Raw genomic sequence first — 16657 nt, forward strand, 5'->3', positions numbered from 1 at the left:
ATGCGCACATGGCCGATGTCCGGGAAGTGACGTGTCGTCCCCTCTGGAAACGCACCCTGTGGTTCTTCGTCGCACTTGGGGCGGCCGGGGTGGCGCCGGCCACGGTGCGCATGGCGTACCAGGGCACGCTCTGGGACGTGGGGCTGGGCATCGGCCTGCCGGCCGCGCTGACCGGCCTGGTCTCGCTCCGCGCGGTCACGGTCCGGGTGCGCGCCGACGCACACGGGCTGCACGTGCGGACGCTGCTGCGCCGCCGGAGCGTGCCGTGGCACGACATCGCCGACCTGCGCGTACGCCTGACGTACGTCAACACCTCCCGGGGCCAGGAGACCCGTCGGGTCAGCCTGGCACTGCGCGACGGACGCAAGCGGCTGCTTCCCCTGCCGCGGAGCCGGTCAACCGACGACCCGCACTTCGACGCGCAGCTGGACGCGCTCCGCGCGCTGCACCGCCACTACGGGGCTCCGGAGTCGAGCCATGTCCCCGTCGTCTCGAACCGCACCGCCGGGCGCGGCTGGGTCGTGCCGCTGGGCCTGTGCGTCCTGCTGCTCGGGGGCGCGGGCGTGGCCGCGTCGTTCGTGCCCGACGCCGCCTCGGACGAGCGGGCGTGGCGGTCCGCCGCCGCGTGCACCGCCAAGGCGCCCGCCCTTCGGGGAGAGTGCCGGACCACCCTGTCGGCCGTGATCGCGCGAACCGAAGCCAACCAGCCCAAACGAGACAGCTGGCTGTACTTCGCCAACAGCCGGCCGCTGCCGCGGCTGGCGGTCTCACACGAGGCCGCGGAGGACTTCCGGGCCGGTGACAGGGTGCGGCTGACCGTCTGGCGGGGCCAGGTGAGGGAGGTCGCCGGCGCGGGCCACGTATGGCGCGCGCACATGACCGGCGCCGGGGAACTGGCCGTCGTCACGGCCACGCTCGCCCTCGCCGCGGGGTGTCCCGCGGCCCAGGTCCTGCTGCGCCTGCGCGGGCGCCGGCTGCCCGATGACGACGTCCTCCCGTCGGCCGTTCCGTTCGCGGGGGCGCTCGCCGGTACCGCGCTGTGGCTGCTGCCCCTGTGTTACCTCCACCCCACGACCCTGCTCACCTCCCGCGAGGCGATCGCGTGGGCGGCCGCGGGCTCACTGGCCACGGTGGGCCTGTTCACCTGGGCGTGGCGCGCCACCCGGGTCCGCACACCAGAGGCGACCACGGCCGAGGTGTCCGTCGCGTCGGAGGAGGCGGAGACAGAGCCGGAGAAGGAGAAGGAGAGGCAGAAGCAGGACGTGTTCCTGGCCGCCCGCTTCCTGGAGCACACCGACTACAACCCGCACGGCTTCGGCACGCACATCGTCCTCGGTGGCGGCCCAGCCGCGGTGACCCCTCACCCCGGTCCGGGCCGTTTCGCGGCGAAACGGATACCAGTGGAGCGGCTCACCGTCAGGAACGTGCGGCGCGTCCGGGGTGGCGACGGCGACACCGTCCCCAGAAGCTGGCACATCGCCGAACTGGACGACGCGGGCAAGCCGGTCCGCCTGGCGGCCGCCCCGGCCGACCTGACCCGCGTCATCCGCGAACTGGGCTCTGCCGCGAGCCCCTGACGGTCAGCCGCGCGCGAGCAGCTCGAGCGTGTCGATGACGCGGTTGGAGAAGCCCCACTCGTTGTCGTACCAGGCCACCACCTTGATGTGCTTGCCGTCGACGCGGGTGAGCGCGGCGTCGAAGATCGACGACGCCGGGTGGCCGGTGATGTCGCTGGAGACCAGCGGCTCGCTGGCGTACTCGAGGATGCCCTTGAGCTTGCCGTCGGCGGCGGCGCGGTAGGCCGCGAGCACCTCGTCGCGGGTGACCTCGCGCGAGACCGCGGTGTTCAGCTCCACGATCGACCCCACCGGGACCGGTACGCGGATCGAGTCGCCGGACAGCTTGCCGTCGAGGTTCGGCAGCACCAGGCCGATGGCCTTGGCGGCCCCGGTGGTGGTGGGCACGATGTTCACCCCGGCGGCGCGGGCGCGGCGCAGGTCGCGGTGGGGGCCGTCCTGGAGGTTCTGCTCCTGGGTGTAGGCGTGCACCGTGGTCATGAAGCCGTGCTCGATGCCGGCCAGGTCGTCCAGCACGGATGCCAGCGGAGCCAGCGCGTTCGTGGTGCACGAGGCGTTCGAGACGACCACGTGTTCCGCGGGGTCGTAGGCATCGGTGTTCACACCGTAGGCGAGCGTGACGTCGGCGCCCGCGGAGGGCGCGCTCACCAGCACCCGCTTGGCACCCGCGGTGATGTGCGCGCGGGCCGCGTCCGCCGCGGTGAAGCGGCCGGTGGACTCGAGCACGAGCTCGACGCCGAGTTCGGCCCACGGCAGCTTGGCGGGCTCGCGTTCGGCGAGCACCTTGATGCGGCGGCCCTCGACCACCAGCTCGGTTCCGTCGGCCTCGACGGAGCGGCCGAGGCGGCCGAGCGAACTGTCGAACTTGAGCAGGTGGGCGAGGGTTTCGGGGGCGGTGAGGTCGTTGATGGCGACCACCTCGAGGCCGCTGTCGCGCTCGAACAGGGCGCGGAGGGTGTTGCGTCCGATGCGGCCGAATCCGTTGACGGCGATGCGGGTCATGGAGATTCCTTTCGTTTCGCCTCCCATCGTCGGCATCCGGATACCGGACCGACAGTGGCCCGAACGACAGCACACGCAAGTATCTCGCCACACCGGCCGGACCCCGGCCACACCGTCAGGCGGAAAAGGTGTGCCGGTACTCCGTCGGGGAGGTGCCGAGGATGCGCTGGAAGTGCAGACGCAGGTTCGCGCCGGTGCCGAGCCCGACCCGGTCGGCGATCTGCTCCACGCCCAGATCGGTGCGTTCGAGCAGTTCACGGGCCAGGTCCACGCGGGCCCGGAGCACCCATTGCATCGGTGTGTAGCCGGTGTCCTCCACGAACCGCCGGGAGAAGGTGCGCGCCGACACCCGCGCGTTGCGGGCGAGCGCCTCGAGGGTCAGCGGTTCGGCGAGGTGCGCCAGGGCCCACTCACGTGTGCTCGCGAACAGGTCGCCGAGCGGCTCGGGCACGCTGCGCGGCACGTACTGCGCCTGCCCACCGCTGCGGTAGGGCGCCGCCACCAGCCGTCTCGCCACGTGGTTGGAGAGCCCGACACCGTGGTCGCGCCGCACCAGGTGCAGGCACAGGTCGATACCGGATGCCGCGCCCGCCGAGGTGAGCACCTCGCCCTCGTCCACGAACAGCACGTTCTCGTCCACCTTCACCAGCGGATGCCGCTCGGCGAGCGCCTTCGTGTAGTGCCAGTGGGTCGTCGCCCGCTTGCCGTCGAGCAGGCCCGTCGCCGCCAGCGCGAACGCCCCCGTCGAGATGGCCGCGAGCCGTGTCCCCCGCTCGTGGGCGGCCATGAGCGCGTCGACGACCGCCGTCGGCGGCTCCGTGGTCGACGGATCCCGATAGCCGGGGATGAAGACGGTGTCGGCGTGCTCGAACGCCTCGAGGCCCTCGGCCACGTGGTACGACAGGCCGTCACCGCCGGCCACGAGTCCGGGCGCGGCGCCGCACACCCGCACCTCGTACGGCATGCTCGACCGGTGGGAGAACACCTGCGCGGGGATGCCGACGTCGAGGGGCTTGGCACCTTCGAGCACGAGCACGGCGACGCGGTGGTTCTTCCGACTCATCGGGCCTCCTTCGACCCTCCCGCGATCCGACGGGCATCCGCTCGCTCCCGTGACCGCGATGGCAGCTGTCGCAAGCATCGTGCCACTGGCCGGCGGACGGACACCAAGGGCGCCGGCCGCGCCGGGGTGTCGCGGCACCTGGCGGGTGCTTGGATGCCGCGGTATGGAGCCCGCCCCTGCGCCGAGGCCGACGGCCGTCCCACCCTTCGACCCTGAACTGGGCGCCGTGCTGGCGTCCTTGGGCAACGGGCCGACAGAGCCGGTCACTCCGGAGAACCTCGCGGCCCGGCAGGAGCGGGATGCCGCGACCCGGCCCAGGCCGACGGCCGAGGAGCTGCGGGCCGATGGCCGTTTCGAGGTGACGGAGCTGTCTGTTCCGGGACCGCGGGACGGGCCCGAGGTCACGCTCGTGAGCGTGCGGCCCACCGGGCCGAGCGGGCCGCTGCCGCTGCTGTACTACCTGCACGGCGGTGCGATGATCATGGGCAACGCGTGGTCGGTGCTGCCGCGGATCCTCCGCGAGTGGGCCCTCCCGCTGGAGATGGCCGTCCTCTCGGTCGAGTACCGGTTGGCACCGGGAACGCGGTACCCCGGACCGCTGGAGGACTGCTACGCGGGACTGGTCTGGGCGGCCGGGCACGCGGGCGAACTGGGCATCGACGCCGGCCGCGTCATCATCGGCGGAAAGAGCGCCGGGGGCGGTCTCGCCGCGGCCCTCGCCCTGCTGGCCCGGGACCGCGGCGGTCCCGGCATCCTCGGGCAGCTCCTGCTGTGCCCGATGCTGGACGACCGCGCACGCACCGTCTCCAGCCACCAGATGTCGGGCCTCGGCGGGTGGGACCTCGTCTCCGCCGAGACCGCCTGGAAAGCGCTGCTGGGTGACCGCTACGGCGCCGCGGACCTGCCGCCCTACGCGGCCCCTGCCCGCGCCACGGATCTGTCCGGTCTCCCCCCGGCGTTCATCGACGTCGGATCGGCGGAGATGTTCCGCGACGAGGACGTGGCGTACGCGAACGCGCTCTGGCAGGCCGGCGGCCAGGCCGAACTGCACGTATGGCCCGGCGCCTGCCACGGCTTCGACAGCGTGGCGCCGCGGGCGGCGCTCAGCCAGGACGCACGCGATGCCCGCACCCGCTGGCTCAGGCGGCTCCTCGCCCGCTCCGGGAGGTGAACCAGGACGCGGCGAGCGGTGACCACGAGAAATCAGTGGACGCCCCCCACGCCGACGGTGGAGGTTGGCGGCATGAGACAAGAGGAGATCTGGGACACCGACGCCGCCCAGCGCTATGACACCCCCGGCACGGGTATGTTCGCGCCCGAGGTCTTGGGGCCGACCGTGAGCCGCCTGGCCGAGCTCGCGGGCGGCGGAGCGGCGCTGGAGTTCGCCATCGGCACCGGCCGGGTGGCCGTCCCGCTCGTCGAGCGAGGGGTCCCGGTCACCGGGATCGAGCTGTCGCTCCCGATGATCGACCGGCTGCGGACCAAGGCGGACGAGGCGACGATCCCGGTGGTCACGGGTGATATGGCGACGTCCACGGCTCCCGGGGCCGGGGAGTACACGCTCGTCTATCTCGTCTTCAACACCATCTCCAACCTGCTCACCCAAGCCGAGCAGGTCGAGTGCTTCCGCAACGCCGCCCGCCACCTCACACCCGGTGGCCGGTTCGTGATCGAGCTGTGGGTGCCCGAGCTGCGCAAGCTCCCACCGGGCCAGACGGCCACCGTCTGGCATACCGAGTCCGGCTACATCGGTCTGGACACCTACGACGTACTGCGCCAGCACGTGGTGTCGCACCACTTCTCGTTCGACGACACCAAGGAGGCCCGGCTGTTCCGCAGCCCGCACCGTTACATCTGGCCGGCCGAGCTCGACCTCATGGCCCAGCTCGCCGGATTCGAGCTGGAGACCAGGCACGCGGACTGGTCCGGCGCCGAGTTCACCGCCGAGTCACGTTCCCACGTCTCCGTGTACCGGATCCCGCCGATCCGGTAGTCGCGCGCCGACAGGGTGAGCAGGGCACCAGAGGGCCGTCCAGATGCGCGCCAAAGTTATTTACTGGTAAAACACCTGGTACCCTATCTGTATGAGCACCACGGAACCCGCCACCAGACAGCCCCCCATCCGCAGACTCCCGCTATCCGGCGTGCTCCGTGTCAACCGGCCCTCCGACATCTGGTTCAAGCCCGCCACCAGCGTCGCGGTGGCCGCCACCCTCGTCCTGGTACCGCTGCTGGTCATCGGCCGGAGCGAGCTGGCGATGTATGTGATGTCCGGCGCCTTCTGCGCCCTGTACGGACACCACCTGCCGTACGCCGCCCGCCTCCGGGCCGGCGTCTGGGTCGTGATCGGCATGACCGCGGGTATGGCCGTGGCGCTGGTCTGCGCCTCCCTGGTGCACAGCGTCATCGCGCTGATCGCGATCGCCTCGCTGATCGCCGGGCTTCAGAAGGCGGTGTGTGACGCCACCCGGATCGGCCCGCCCGGCCATGTGATCCTCGTCTTCGTCGTCTCGGGCACCCTCTTCGCACCGCAGGAGCTGCACGAGGTCCCCTTCCACACCGCGCTGACGCTCGGCGCCGGCATCCTGGGCGGCCTGATCGCCCTGGCCCCCGCGCTGATCCGGCGCGAGGGCCCCGAGCGCCGCGCCACCGCCCGCGCGCTGGAGGCCGCGGCCGGCTACCTCGTCTCGCCGGACGGCGCCGGACGGCGCCGCGCCCGGCACGCCGCGGCGGCGGCCGTGCACGGCGCCTGGCAGTCGCTGCTCGCCGCCGGAAAGCCCACTCGCGTACGGCACGCGCTGGAGCACCTCGTCCTGCACGCCGAGGCCTCCCTCATCGGCCCGTCCGGCGCGAGCGATCCCGACCGGCTGCGCGCGTGGGCCCGCCAGGTGCGCGGCCGCGGCCCGCTGCCCGAGGTGCCGATGCCGGCGGGCACCGGCGACGAGCTGCTGGGCGTCGGCGCCGAGCGCGAGGGGCGCCGCAAGCAGGGCCGCGAGCCGCTGCTGCGGGGTCTGCTGCGGGCCGGCTCACCGCTGCTGCCCATCGCCGTGCGCTGCGCCGTCGGCTGCGCCGCGGCCGGCTACGTCGGCCTGGCCCTCGGCGTCGGCCACCCGTACTGGGCGATCGTCTCGGCCTCGGCGATCTACCAGGCGAACGTCACCCTCACCTGGCACCGTGTGCTCCAGCGCCTGGTCGGCAACGTCTGCGGGGTCGCGGTCTTCGCCGCGGTCGTCCCGCTGGCCCGGACCAGCGTCGTGGTCCTGGCGATCCTCTGCATCGTCTTCAGCTTCTGCAACGAGATGCTGATCAGCCGCAACTACTGGCTCGGCTCGGTGTCGGTCACCCCGATGGCGCTGCTGATCACCGAGTTCGCCCATGTCCGGCCCGCCGGCGAGCTCATCACGGACCGCGTTCTGGACACTCTGGCCGGTGTGGCGGTCGGCATGGTCGTCGCCATTCTCATCACCAACCGGCGCACCGGCGGCCGCATGGAGCAGGCGCTCGGCGCCGCCGAACGGGCCACCGACACCGCCGAGCAGGTGCTGGCCTCGGCCACGAGCTCCGCCGCCGAACTGGCCACCGCCCGCCGCCGGCTCACCGCCAGCCTGGTGGTACTGCGGGACGCGGCCGACACGGCGGCCGGCGAGTGGTGGCAGCGTGCGCTCCCCGAGGAGAGGCTGATGCGGACCGAGCAGCGGGCACACCGTACGCTCGCCGCGACGGTACGACGACAGGGGCTGGCGAGGGACCGCCATCTCATCGAGGAGCAGAGGACATGACGGATGACACCGTGGCCGCGGTGGTGCAGCAGTGGAAGGCCGTCCACCCGGGCTTGGACACCAGCCCCATGGAGATCATCGGCCGGATCAACCGCTGCGCCTCGCTTCTCCAGCAGGCGGAGAGCGGACCCCTGCGGGACGCGGATCTGTCCCGCACCGAGTTCGACCTGCTGGGCGCGCTGCGCCGGACCGGCCGCGACCTGACCCCCGGCGAACTGGCCCGGGAGACGTTCGTGTCCGGCGCCGCGGTCACCAAGCGGCTGCGGCAGCTGATCGAACGCGGCCTGGTCGAGCGGCACACCGACGACCGCGACCGCCGAGTGGCGCATGTGCGGCTGACCGAGGCGGGCCGGGAGGTCATGGACACCGTGCTGCCCGCCCAGCTGGCGTTCGAACGTGCCGCCCTCGCCGGGCTGGACGCGGGCCGGCGTGACCAGCTCGCCGAACAGCTGGGCGAGCTGCTCATCCAGCTGGAAGGCCGCCTGGGAATCCACCGCCGCTAGGAAGTCCGGGGATCAGCCCGCTTCGCGGTGACATGCGGTCACACGGCCGGATCGGAAGAACGCGAGTATTTTCTGGGCGGCGTCGGGCGACATCAGTGTTTCCTGCACGCGCGCGGACTGCCGGCCGGCGGCGCTGGTGCGTTCGAACATCTCGCGTTCGTATTCCTTGACAGCGGTGGGAAAGTCGTCCGGGTGCGCGGCCAGCGCGAGGCCGAGCAAGGCACCGTCGAGCAGCGCCATGTTGGCGCCCTGCCCCACCGGCGGCATCAGGTGCGCGGCGTCGCCGAGCAGCGTGACACCTGGCCTCGACGGCCAGGTCAGGCCGACCGGGAGAGTGGTGATCGACCGCGGCGAAACCGTGTCGTCGCAGGCTGCGATCAGTGCGGTGAACCGTGCGTCCCAGCCGGTGAACAGCTCGATCAGCCGCATCCGGGCGGCGGCTGGGTCGCCGAACGGGATCCCGCTGGTCGCGAACCAGTCCTCGGCGGTGCGGTAGAAGCTGAGGCCGATACGTACACGGCCGTCGCCGTTGCGCTGCGCCGCCAGGGACTGTCCGTCGCCGAGCACCCAGTAGTTGCCGCGCCCGACCATGGCCGCGAGATCGGGGTGGGTGCGGTCGATGTCGGGAATACCGAGCTCAACGATGTTCTGGCCGGTGTGTGTCGGCCGGGCGTCGGTGAGCAGCGCGCGGACCCGGGAGTTCGCGCCGTCGGCGCCGACCAGCAGGTCATACGTCGCACTGCTGCCGTCGGCGAAGTGCAGCAGGCCGTCGTCGGCGGAGGCGAACACGTGCCCCCAGCGCACCGCGTGTTCGGGGAGAGAGTCCAGCAGCAGGTTGCGCAGATCGGCACGGTCGACCTCGGGCCGGTCGAGCGGGGCGTCGTCGGGCGTGTCCTCCTGGAGCAGCAGGGTGCCGTCCGGCTCGAGAAGACGCATGTCCTGCCCGGCGCGACGGGCAATCGCGTGGAACTGGTCGATCAGGCCGGCCTCGCGCAGCGCCCGCTGCCCGGTCCCGGCGTGCAGATCGAGCATGCCGCCCTGGCCGCGCGCGCCGCGCGACGCTTCACGTTCGTACACGACGGCGTCGATGCCGTTCAGATGCAGCACACGGGCGAGGGCCAGACCGCCCAAACCGGCTCCGATGATGGTGATGGTCATGGTTGCCTCCGCTTCACCGTGTCGTGTTGCCTGTTCGCGGGAGATCGAGCCGGTTCACCGGCGGAGCCGGGGGGCGAGCACCGTGCGCACGGTCTTGGCCACGTTGCTCGCGGCGGATCCGTCCTCGTCCTCGGGTTCCGGTTGCAGCAGGCGCTGGATCTGTAGCAGCAGCTGGTTGGTCGACCGCCAGAGCGGGACGAACATGCCGGCGACCGGCCCGACGCCCTGGATCGGGCCACGGGACAGCTCGGTGACCTTCTTGGCGGCCGTGACCGTGGTCGGGTCCCGCAGGATCAGGTGCACCTCATCGTCGACCAGCCGGATTTCCATCGTGCGCGCGGCGGCTTCCTCCGGGTTCGCGTCCGTGGTCGTCTCCGGGTCCAGTTCGTCGATCTTGGCGGCGACCGCCTCCGGGTCGACCCCGAGTTCGCGCAACGCCCTGGCCGCCATGCTGTTCTCCGCCCGCAGCATCGCCTCCAGGAGGTGATGGCTGCCCACCGGTGCGCCACCGGCCAGCGCGCTGGCGGCGGCCACGGTGTCCTCGGTGGCAGGTGTGCCGGCCGGCCATGGGCCGGCCGCGACGTCCTGCGCTCCCTCCACTGATGCCAGCACCGCGGCACGGATCTTGCTGATGGGATGGATCCGCTCGGCGAGCACCTTCGCGCCGACGCCCTCGCCGTCCCTGACCAGCGCGAGCAGGATGTGTTCGGTACCGATGGAGGTGTGGCGCAGTTGCTGCGCCTCGCGCAGGGCGAGGTCCAGCGTCCTCCTCGCGCCCGGCGCGAACGGGATATGGCCGCTCAGCTCCTGCGTGCCGGGCTCGACCAGCGCGGTGATATCGGCCTGCGCCGTCTCCTTGTCGTATCCGAGCCGGTGCAGAACGTTCGCCGCCACGCCGTCCGGCACGTCGAGCAGCCCCAACAGGAGGTGCTCGGTGCCGATGTGATGGTGCTTGAGCAGCCTCGCCTCCTCCTGAGCCCTGACGACCACCTTGCGGGCTTTCACCGTGAACCGTTCAAACGTCATGGTTCTATGCTCCCAACCCTGTCAATACACTGTTATTGATAGGGTCACCGTGTCGAAGGGAGGGTGTGATGGAGACACCGTCGGACTGGGAGGACCGGCTCGCGCGCTGGCGCGATGAGCTGGAGCTGTTCGAGCGGCTGGACGAGACACCCTGGGTCACGCTGGCCAAGGCGGCAGCCGAGACCGGGGTTTCCCGCTCGGCCCTGCGGTCCTGGTACCGCAACGGCGAGATCCAGTCCCGGCTGGTGGACGGCCCGAACGGACCGCAGCGCCTGGTCCAGCTGGACGCGGTGATCGAGCGCGCCGCCGCGTCACCGCGCATTCAGCGCAGGGCCGAACGGGAAGTCAGTCTGGAAGCCCAGGTCACCCTGCTACGGCACCGAGTTGACCAGCTTGAGCTGCGGCTGGCCGCGCTGGAGCGGAAGTGAAACCGGCGGAGCATCACCGCGCCATCGGCCCGGAGTCGTCACCGGGCAGCCCCGCGAGGCCGAGGACGGCCTTGCCTTGCCGTGGCGGCCGAGCGGCGACACCGACCATGGCCCATATCGTCCACACCTCCGAGTCCCCACGGCATCGACGCGGGCGTGATGCGCGCGGCCGAGGGCATGGCCCCCGACGCGCCATCGGGCTGGGCCACGTCGCGGACGGGTTCATCCGGATCGCCGAGGTTCTGGGCCGCCGTTGAGGGCTGCCGGATGAGCTGGTCCCCTTCCGGGTGCGTGTGATGCGACCTCACGCTCCCGGAACGGGATCAGCACGGCCCGCTCATGCCGGCTTACGGGCCAGGAAGCTGGCAACCGGCCTCTTCAAGCCCTCGCCGGGCGCTTGTACCAATCGTGCGGTGACGGTGAACCCGGCCTGCTCCAGCAGCCCGGCGAGCCGGTCCGCGGGCAGCAGATGCGATGCGTAGGACACGGGGTGGTCGCCGTAGGCTCGGGTCGGACGCAGCAGCTCGTCGTTTCCCACATAGCCGGCCTGCATCAGATGGCCACCAGGCGCCAGGGTGCGGTGGAACTCGGCGAACACCACGGGCAGCAGCTCCGGTGGCGTGTGGTGAGTGGAGTAGTACGCCAGGATGCCGCCGAGCCGGTCGTCCTCGATCTCCAGCGCGGTCATCGACCCTACGGTGAACCGCAGGCCCGGATGAGCCTTCCGGGCCAGTTCGACCATCTTCGGCGACAGGTCGACGCCGAACGCCGGCACTCCCAGCCCGGCCAGGTGTGCCGTCACCTTGCCGGGCCCGCACCCCAGGTCCGCGACGGGGCCGCGCCCGGCGTTCCGCACGAGTTCGGCGAACGCGGCCAGCATGCCCCGCGACAGCGGATCCAACTCGGCCGGGTTCTTGACGCGTTGGGCGTAGGCCGTGGCGACGGTGTCGTAGGACTCCCGGACGGCGGCGAGGTAAGAGGGCTCGGTCACGCGGCGAATCTAGCCGGGGCCACCGACACAGGCGCGGCGGGGTGTGGACCATCCGGTCGGCTTCGGACCGGAGGAGCGGTCGTTTCCGGCGTGTCCACGCGTCGGCGGGCGCGCCATCGCCCGCCGGCCGTCGCGGACCCCCTCTGAAGTTATCGCAGAGCGATGGCCTACTATCACATAACGATTCCCTGGCGGAAGACCGAGTGGTCGAATACGCCGATCAGCGAGGAACGGAGTGGTAGTGAGCACGGGCAGTGGGTGCCAAGGTGTGGGCCCGTCGCGGGCTTTCGCCGAGCAGTATCCGGTGGACCCGGTCGACGCGCTGGTGAGGGTGGCCGCCCCATGCCGCACGTGACCGTCGATTACTCCTCCCGGCTGGGCGGCGTCCTCGCCGGGACCTCCTTCGTGGCGGAACTGCATCAGCTGGTGCTCGATGTGAGCCGCTCCGAAGGGGTGTGCAAGGTGTTTCTCCGTGCCGCGGCCGAGACGTACATCGGGGGCGGCGAGGGCGACCGGCACACGGCACTCGTGCACGTGGGGATCGGTCTGCTCCCCGGCCGCCCCGACAGCCTCAAGGACCAGCTGTCCGAGAGGGTGCTGGCACTGCTCAGACGGTACCTGCCACGGGACCCCGGCGGCACCGGGACGGTGTGCACGGTCGAGGTACGGGACCTTTCCCCTTCCTACCGCCTTTCCCGGGAGGCACCTGCTGTGGCGCCCCACCGCGAAGAGCCGGGCAGACACCCCTCGGCAGCCCGCTGACCGACGACGGCGCTTCAGGCGACCGGTGAGGTCTTCTCCGCTCCGCTCCGCGGGTGGTCATCACGGGTTCGCCTGGCGCCACCGGCCCGTACGGGGGCGATGACCAGGATCGCGAGGACGGGGCCGATGGCGAGGGTCACGAAGGCCGCGTCGAAGGAATCCGTCGCAGAGAAGACGGCACCGACCGCGAGCGGCACCAGGACGCTGCCGAGCTGCCAGATGGCGTTGGCGATCCCCGATGCCGTGCCGGTCACCGAGGACGGGACGAGTCGTGGCACCAGCGCGACGATCAGCGGCGTCCATCCGTAAGCCGCGGCGCCGAGCAGCGGTGAGAGCAGGATGAACGCGGTCGGCGTCGAGAGTTGGCCGAACCACATGAGAGCGAGGGCGAAGACGCCGAGGATGGCGATGGTCGGTATTTTGCGGGCGCCACCGCAAAAGCGGTCGGTGACATAGCCGATGACGGGCTTCGCCACCACGGCGGTGATGGCGAAGACCGAGACGACGAGTCCCGCGGTTCCGGGGGACATGTCGTGTCCCCTGATCATGAGGGCGTTGGCCCAGGTGATGAAACCGTACAGTCCCCAGAAGCCGCAGAAGCCGGTCACACAGACGAGCACGTAGTCGCGGTTGCGAGCGATGCCGCCGAAATCGAGCCGGCCGCGCGAGCCGCTCCGCACGGCCCCGGTCACTGGGTCCGTGTCCTTCTCGGCTCCTCCCGACACGGGTCTCGCGGTCATGGCGTCCGGTTGGTTGCGGACCAGCAGGAACAGCGGGACGGCCACCACTATGGAGAGCACTCCGAAGACGTGGTACGAGGTGCCCCACCCGTGCCAGGCGATCAGCGCGGGGACGACGGCGTTCGCGATGGCTGTTCCGAGGGAGGTCGCGGTGGTGAAGATGCCCATCGGCAGCCCGAGACGACGGGACGGGAACCAGCTGGAGATGAGGCGCACGCCCGCCGAGTAGTCGGCACCGGCGAAGAGGCCGACAACGGCCTGGACGGCGATGCCGACCGTGGCGGAAGGAGTGGAACCGAAGACGGTCATGAAGACTCCGGCGCCGGTCAAGGAGGTGGTGAGAACGATGCGTGGCCCGTACCGGTCGACACCGAGGCCGCCCAGCGCGTTGGAGATGACATAGCCGATGTAGTAGGCGGTGGCGAACACGCCGAGGCTGGCGATCGGCACCCCCAGTCCGTCCCCGACGAAGACGGAGGCCGGACCCCAGGTGGAGCGGTCGATGGACGTGAGGGTGAAGGACAGCCAGCAGGCTATGAGGATCACCCAGCGGTAGGGCGAGGGCCGTGCGAGGGAGGCGTCGCGGGAGGCACTGGCGGTGGTACAGCCGGAGGAATGGGGCAGGTTCATCTTTGAACCTCCGCGGTCAGTGGTGCTGCGGTGGACTGGGCGCACAAGGGGTCGTGCGATCGGCGCGCCGGTGGAGAGGGTGCTCCGGGCAGGGGCCCGACAGGACGGGCCGGGCCCCGCCGACCGGTTCGGTCAGAGGTCCAGGACGAGCCGGCGTGAGGCGCAGCCGCCGACGCAGATCATCATGGATGCGCTGACTTCACGCTCCCGCTCGTTCAGGATGCTGTCGGCGTGGATCGGCTTACCGGCGAGGACCTTGGTCTCGCAGGTGCCGCAGAAGCCCTCTTCGCAGGAGGAGAGGACGTCGGGGCACACGGTGCGTACCGCGTCGAGTATGGATGTTCCGGGCTCGACGGTGACCGTGGCCCCGGTGCGGGCGAGTTCGACCTCGAAGGACTCGCCCTCGGCCGCGCCGGAGACGTCCGGCGCGGTGCCCGGAGCTGTCCGTGCCTTCGGGTCGGCGGTGAACTGCTCGGTGTACAGGGTGGTGCCGGTGTCCGTGCACAGCTCCCGCAGTGCTGTCAGGAGTCCGGCCGGCCCGCACGCGTACACCGCCGCACCGGACGGGGCCCGAGAGACGATGGAGGCCAGGTCGAGGGGCCGGCCCTCGACGAGCGAGATCTCGCCGCCGAGGCCGCGCACCTCATGGGTGAACGCCATACTGGCCGCGCTGCGGCCGCCGTAGTGGAGTTCCCAGGAATCCCCGCGGCGGCTCGCCTCGCGGGCGAGGGCGAGGACCGGGGTGATCCCGATGCCGCCCGCGACGAGGACATGGTGCTCGGCGGAGCGCAACGGGAAGTGGTTGCGCGGACCGCGGATCGGGAGCGTGCGGCCGACGAACGCGGTGTCGTGGATCTCCGCGGAACCACCGCGCCCGTTGTCCTCCCGCAGCACGGCGACGGTGTAGGCAGCCGCGTCAGGGGCTCCGCACAGCGAGTACTGGCGCACCGTGCCCGAGGGCAGACGCACGTCGATGTGCGCGCCCGCTTCCCAGGAGGGCAGAGGGCGGCCGTCAGCCGCGGCGAGAGTGAGCGACACGACCCCCTCAGCCTCCAGCCGGACCTGGGTGACGACGGTATCGCGCCAGCTGTCCGTCGTCCCGGTCATGCCGTCACCTCCGCCGCATCCCGGCTGCCGCCACGCAGGACCTGGAGCAGGTGCAGGACGGGCGGCATGTCCCGGACGATGACGACGGTGTCGGCGTACTCCCGCACCACGGCGGCGCCGGCATCCTCGTCCGCCCCGCTCCAGGCGAGACACGGCGTGACGACAACCGCACCGAGGAGGGTGCCGGTATCCCGGGCCGCGTGGCCCAGACGGATCACCGTGTCATGGTCGACGGCGGCCAGGTCCCGTACGAGCAGGGTGATGACGTCGGCACGCTCGAGGTGCTTCCGCTCGTCGGCGAGCGACGCTCCGTCGGCGACGGTGATCCCGGGGAGCTGGTCGATCAGGGCGGCGGCGGAGGTACGGGCCGCGGGGTCGAGAGGGACGAGCAGCACGTCGGCTTCATAGGACCGCCGGGTCCAGGAGTTCGTCGGCATGGGCCACCTCTCCTTTCTTTCTTCCTTGGCTGAGCCTTCGCAGACGGTGCGAGAGGCAGCGTGTGGTGCTAAGGAGGTGCGTCAGATGGAGACGAAGTCTTCGCCGTCGCGGACCACCAGCGCGTCCGCGGCGCCCTCCTGGAACGGAACCGACTTCGGCACCAGCACCGAGGCGGAGCGGACGCGGTGGTGCGCGCCCTGGTCGCCGGGGACGGGGTCGCCCTTGGCCGCGGTCTCGGCGGCGGCGAGGAGGCGCCTGCGGGCGAGGATGATCGCGGCGTCGGAGGTGCCGAGGCGTTCCTTGGTGCGATCGACGATGGCGCCCATGCTCTCCTGGAGGGAGAAGTCCTGGGCGGCGATGCCCTCGACACCGGAGAAGGACTTCTTGTCCTTCTGCGCCTGGCGGTCGATCAGGTAGTCGTTGGAGGCGTTGGCGAGGGTGTCGTACGTGCCTGGGATGTACTTGGCGTGGATGCCCTCGCCGTTGCGCATCGCGGTGAGTTCCGCCTCGGTGAGGTCGCGGGTGGGATGGTAGTTGATGGACCAGGCCCAGCAGGTCTCGTCGTCGATGGGAACCCAGGCGTGGGCGCCGAGCGGGTTGTGCGTGCCGAACGGCGGGATGATCGTGTACCAGGGCATGATCCACTGCGTGATGCGCCAGTAGTACTGCTCGTCCTCCGCGTTGCGCCGGGCGCCGATGAGGAGCCCGCCGTCGGACTCGACCACCTCGAACTTCGGCCGGGTGTCGGCCTTCAGGTAGGCGAGACCGGCGGTGCCGGCGTGCATCGGGTCGTCGTCCATGTTGAAGCGGTGGGCGAAGGAGACGTGGCTGGAGTCGATACCGCCCTCCATCGCCTGCATGAAGTTGGTCATCTGGCGGCGCTTGGAGACGAACACCCTGCTCGCCGGCAGGCCCGCCCACTCCAGGTCCGGGAGCTCGGGCTTGAGCTCGGCGGGGCCCATGTAGGTCCAGATGACACCGCCCCGCTCGACGCACGGGTAGGCAGGCTGCTTGATCTTCTCGCACATGCGGCTCTCCGGCGGCTCGGAGGGCATGTCGACGCAGTTGCCCGCCACGTCGTACTTCCAGCCGTGGTAGGCGCAGCGCAGTCCGCCCTCCTCGTTGCGGCCGAAGAAGAGGGAGGCGGTGCGGTGGCTGCACAGCTCGTCCAGGAGGCCGACCCGCCCCTCGGTGTCGCGGAAGGCGATGAGCCGTTCGCCCAGCAGCTTGACGCGCACCGGCGGGCAGTCCGGCTCGGGCAGCTCCTCCGCGAGAAGGGCCGGTATCCAGTAGCGGCGGAGCAGGGTGCCCATCTCGGTGCCGCGGTCGGTGCGGACGAGCCGCTCGTTCTGTTCTCGGGTCAGCATGATGAGGCTCCTCAGGTGTACGAGTGAGATGCGCGTGCGGCGGTGAAGCGGGGCCGCACGGCCGTGGGAGTGATGTCCTGTGTCGG

16 protein-coding genes and 1 pseudogene are annotated in these 16657 nt (G+C 71.2%); 8 read left to right on the forward strand and 9 right to left on the reverse strand.

Going from position 1 to position 16657, the window contains the following annotated elements:
• Positions 1-8: 8 nt before the first annotated feature.
• Positions 9-1577, forward strand: a complete 1569-nt coding sequence (locus tag PS467_RS02420) for a PH domain-containing protein (protein ID WP_311033745.1) — start codon at positions 9-11, stop codon at positions 1575-1577.
• Positions 1578-1580: 3 nt separating this feature from the next.
• Here PS467_RS02420 and gap read toward each other — a convergent pair whose 3' ends face one another.
• Both gap and PS467_RS02430 read right to left on the reverse strand, forming a co-directional pair.
• Complete coding sequence (gene gap, locus PS467_RS02425; protein ID WP_311033746.1) at positions 1581-2579, reverse strand: type I glyceraldehyde-3-phosphate dehydrogenase; 999 nt, start codon at positions 2577-2579, stop codon at positions 1581-1583.
• Between the two features lie 115 nt (positions 2580-2694).
• The gene (locus PS467_RS02430) at positions 2695-3642 is read right to left on the reverse strand and encodes a GlxA family transcriptional regulator (RefSeq protein WP_311033747.1); all 948 of its coding nucleotides are present in this window, start codon (positions 3640-3642) and stop codon (positions 2695-2697) included.
• Positions 3643-3805: 163 nt separating this feature from the next.
• Here PS467_RS02430 and PS467_RS02435 point away from each other — a divergent pair, with 163 nt between their 5' ends.
• The 4 genes from PS467_RS02435 to PS467_RS02450 all read left to right on the forward strand — a co-directional run bounded on the left by PS467_RS02435 (position 3806) and on the right by PS467_RS02450 (position 7924).
• A complete protein-coding gene (locus PS467_RS02435; RefSeq protein ID WP_432280527.1) occupies positions 3806-4813 on the forward strand; it encodes an alpha/beta hydrolase in 1008 nt (335 codons plus the stop codon).
• 72 nt (positions 4814-4885) lie between these two features.
• Positions 4886-5635: a class I SAM-dependent methyltransferase gene (locus PS467_RS02440; protein WP_311033748.1), complete on the forward strand. Its 750-nt coding sequence runs from the start codon at positions 4886-4888 to the stop codon at positions 5633-5635.
• Positions 5636-5726: 91 nt separating this feature from the next.
• Positions 5727-7421 carry an FUSC family protein gene (locus PS467_RS02445; protein ID WP_311033749.1) on the forward strand — a complete coding sequence of 565 codons (1695 nt, stop codon included), beginning with the start codon at positions 5727-5729 and terminating at the stop codon, positions 7419-7421.
• Positions 7418-7924, forward strand: a complete 507-nt coding sequence (locus PS467_RS02450; protein WP_268969750.1) for a MarR family winged helix-turn-helix transcriptional regulator — start codon at positions 7418-7420, stop codon at positions 7922-7924. Before PS467_RS02445 ends, PS467_RS02450 begins: the two co-directional genes overlap by 4 nt.
• A 12-nt stretch (positions 7925-7936) precedes the next feature.
• Here the strand turns inward: PS467_RS02450 and PS467_RS02455 are convergent, their stop codons facing one another.
• Both PS467_RS02455 and PS467_RS02460 read right to left on the reverse strand, forming a co-directional pair.
• Complete coding sequence (locus PS467_RS02455) at positions 7937-9082, reverse strand: FAD-dependent oxidoreductase (RefSeq protein WP_311033750.1); 1146 nt, start codon at positions 9080-9082, stop codon at positions 7937-7939.
• 54 nt (positions 9083-9136) lie between these two features.
• Entirely contained in the window at positions 9137-10108 is a 972-nt protein-coding gene (locus tag PS467_RS02460; RefSeq protein WP_311033751.1) for a Clp protease N-terminal domain-containing protein, read from the reverse strand.
• Between the two features lie 68 nt (positions 10109-10176).
• Here PS467_RS02460 and PS467_RS02465 point away from each other — a divergent pair, with 68 nt between their 5' ends.
• Positions 10177-10536 carry an excisionase gene (locus tag PS467_RS02465; RefSeq protein ID WP_311033752.1) on the forward strand — a complete coding sequence of 120 codons (360 nt, stop codon included), beginning with the start codon at positions 10177-10179 and terminating at the stop codon, positions 10534-10536.
• Between the two features lie 92 nt (positions 10537-10628).
• A pseudogene (locus PS467_RS02470) lies at positions 10629-10793 on the forward strand (imine reductase family protein); the annotation flags it as partial.
• 80 nt (positions 10794-10873) lie between these two features.
• On the opposite strand, the gene PS467_RS02475 reads toward PS467_RS02470, so the two are convergent.
• The gene (locus tag PS467_RS02475) at positions 10874-11527 is read right to left on the reverse strand and encodes a class I SAM-dependent methyltransferase (RefSeq protein ID WP_311033753.1); all 654 of its coding nucleotides are present in this window, start codon (positions 11525-11527) and stop codon (positions 10874-10876) included.
• Positions 11528-11869: 342 nt separating this feature from the next.
• On the opposite strand from PS467_RS02475, the gene PS467_RS02480 reads away from it, so the two are divergent.
• Positions 11870-12289, forward strand: a complete 420-nt coding sequence (locus tag PS467_RS02480; protein ID WP_311033754.1) for a 5-carboxymethyl-2-hydroxymuconate Delta-isomerase — start codon at positions 11870-11872, stop codon at positions 12287-12289.
• 14 nt (positions 12290-12303) lie between these two features.
• On the opposite strand, the gene PS467_RS02485 is transcribed toward PS467_RS02480, so the two are convergent.
• The 4 genes from PS467_RS02485 to PS467_RS02500 form a co-directional block, all read right to left on the reverse strand.
• Positions 12304-13659 carry an MFS transporter gene (locus PS467_RS02485; protein WP_311033755.1) on the reverse strand — a complete coding sequence of 452 codons (1356 nt, stop codon included), beginning with the start codon at positions 13657-13659 and terminating at the stop codon, positions 12304-12306.
• A 132-nt stretch (positions 13660-13791) separates the two neighbouring features.
• Positions 13792-14766, reverse strand: coding sequence for a PDR/VanB family oxidoreductase (locus tag PS467_RS02490; RefSeq protein ID WP_311033756.1), 975 nt, complete (start codon positions 14764-14766; stop codon positions 13792-13794).
• Positions 14763-15203 carry a hypothetical protein gene (locus PS467_RS02495; RefSeq protein ID WP_311033757.1) on the reverse strand — a complete coding sequence of 147 codons (441 nt, stop codon included), beginning with the start codon at positions 15201-15203 and terminating at the stop codon, positions 14763-14765. The genes PS467_RS02490 and PS467_RS02495 overlap by 4 nt, the downstream gene beginning before the upstream one ends.
• 81 nt (positions 15204-15284) lie before the next feature.
• Positions 15285-16571, reverse strand: coding sequence for a Rieske 2Fe-2S domain-containing protein (locus PS467_RS02500; protein ID WP_311033758.1), 1287 nt, complete (start codon positions 16569-16571; stop codon positions 15285-15287).
• Positions 16572-16657: the final 86 nt, after the last annotated feature.

Source organism: Streptomyces luomodiensis (assembly GCF_031679605.1).
In the GTDB taxonomy this organism is placed as follows: Bacteria; Actinomycetota; Actinomycetes; order Streptomycetales; family Streptomycetaceae; genus Streptomyces; species Streptomyces luomodiensis.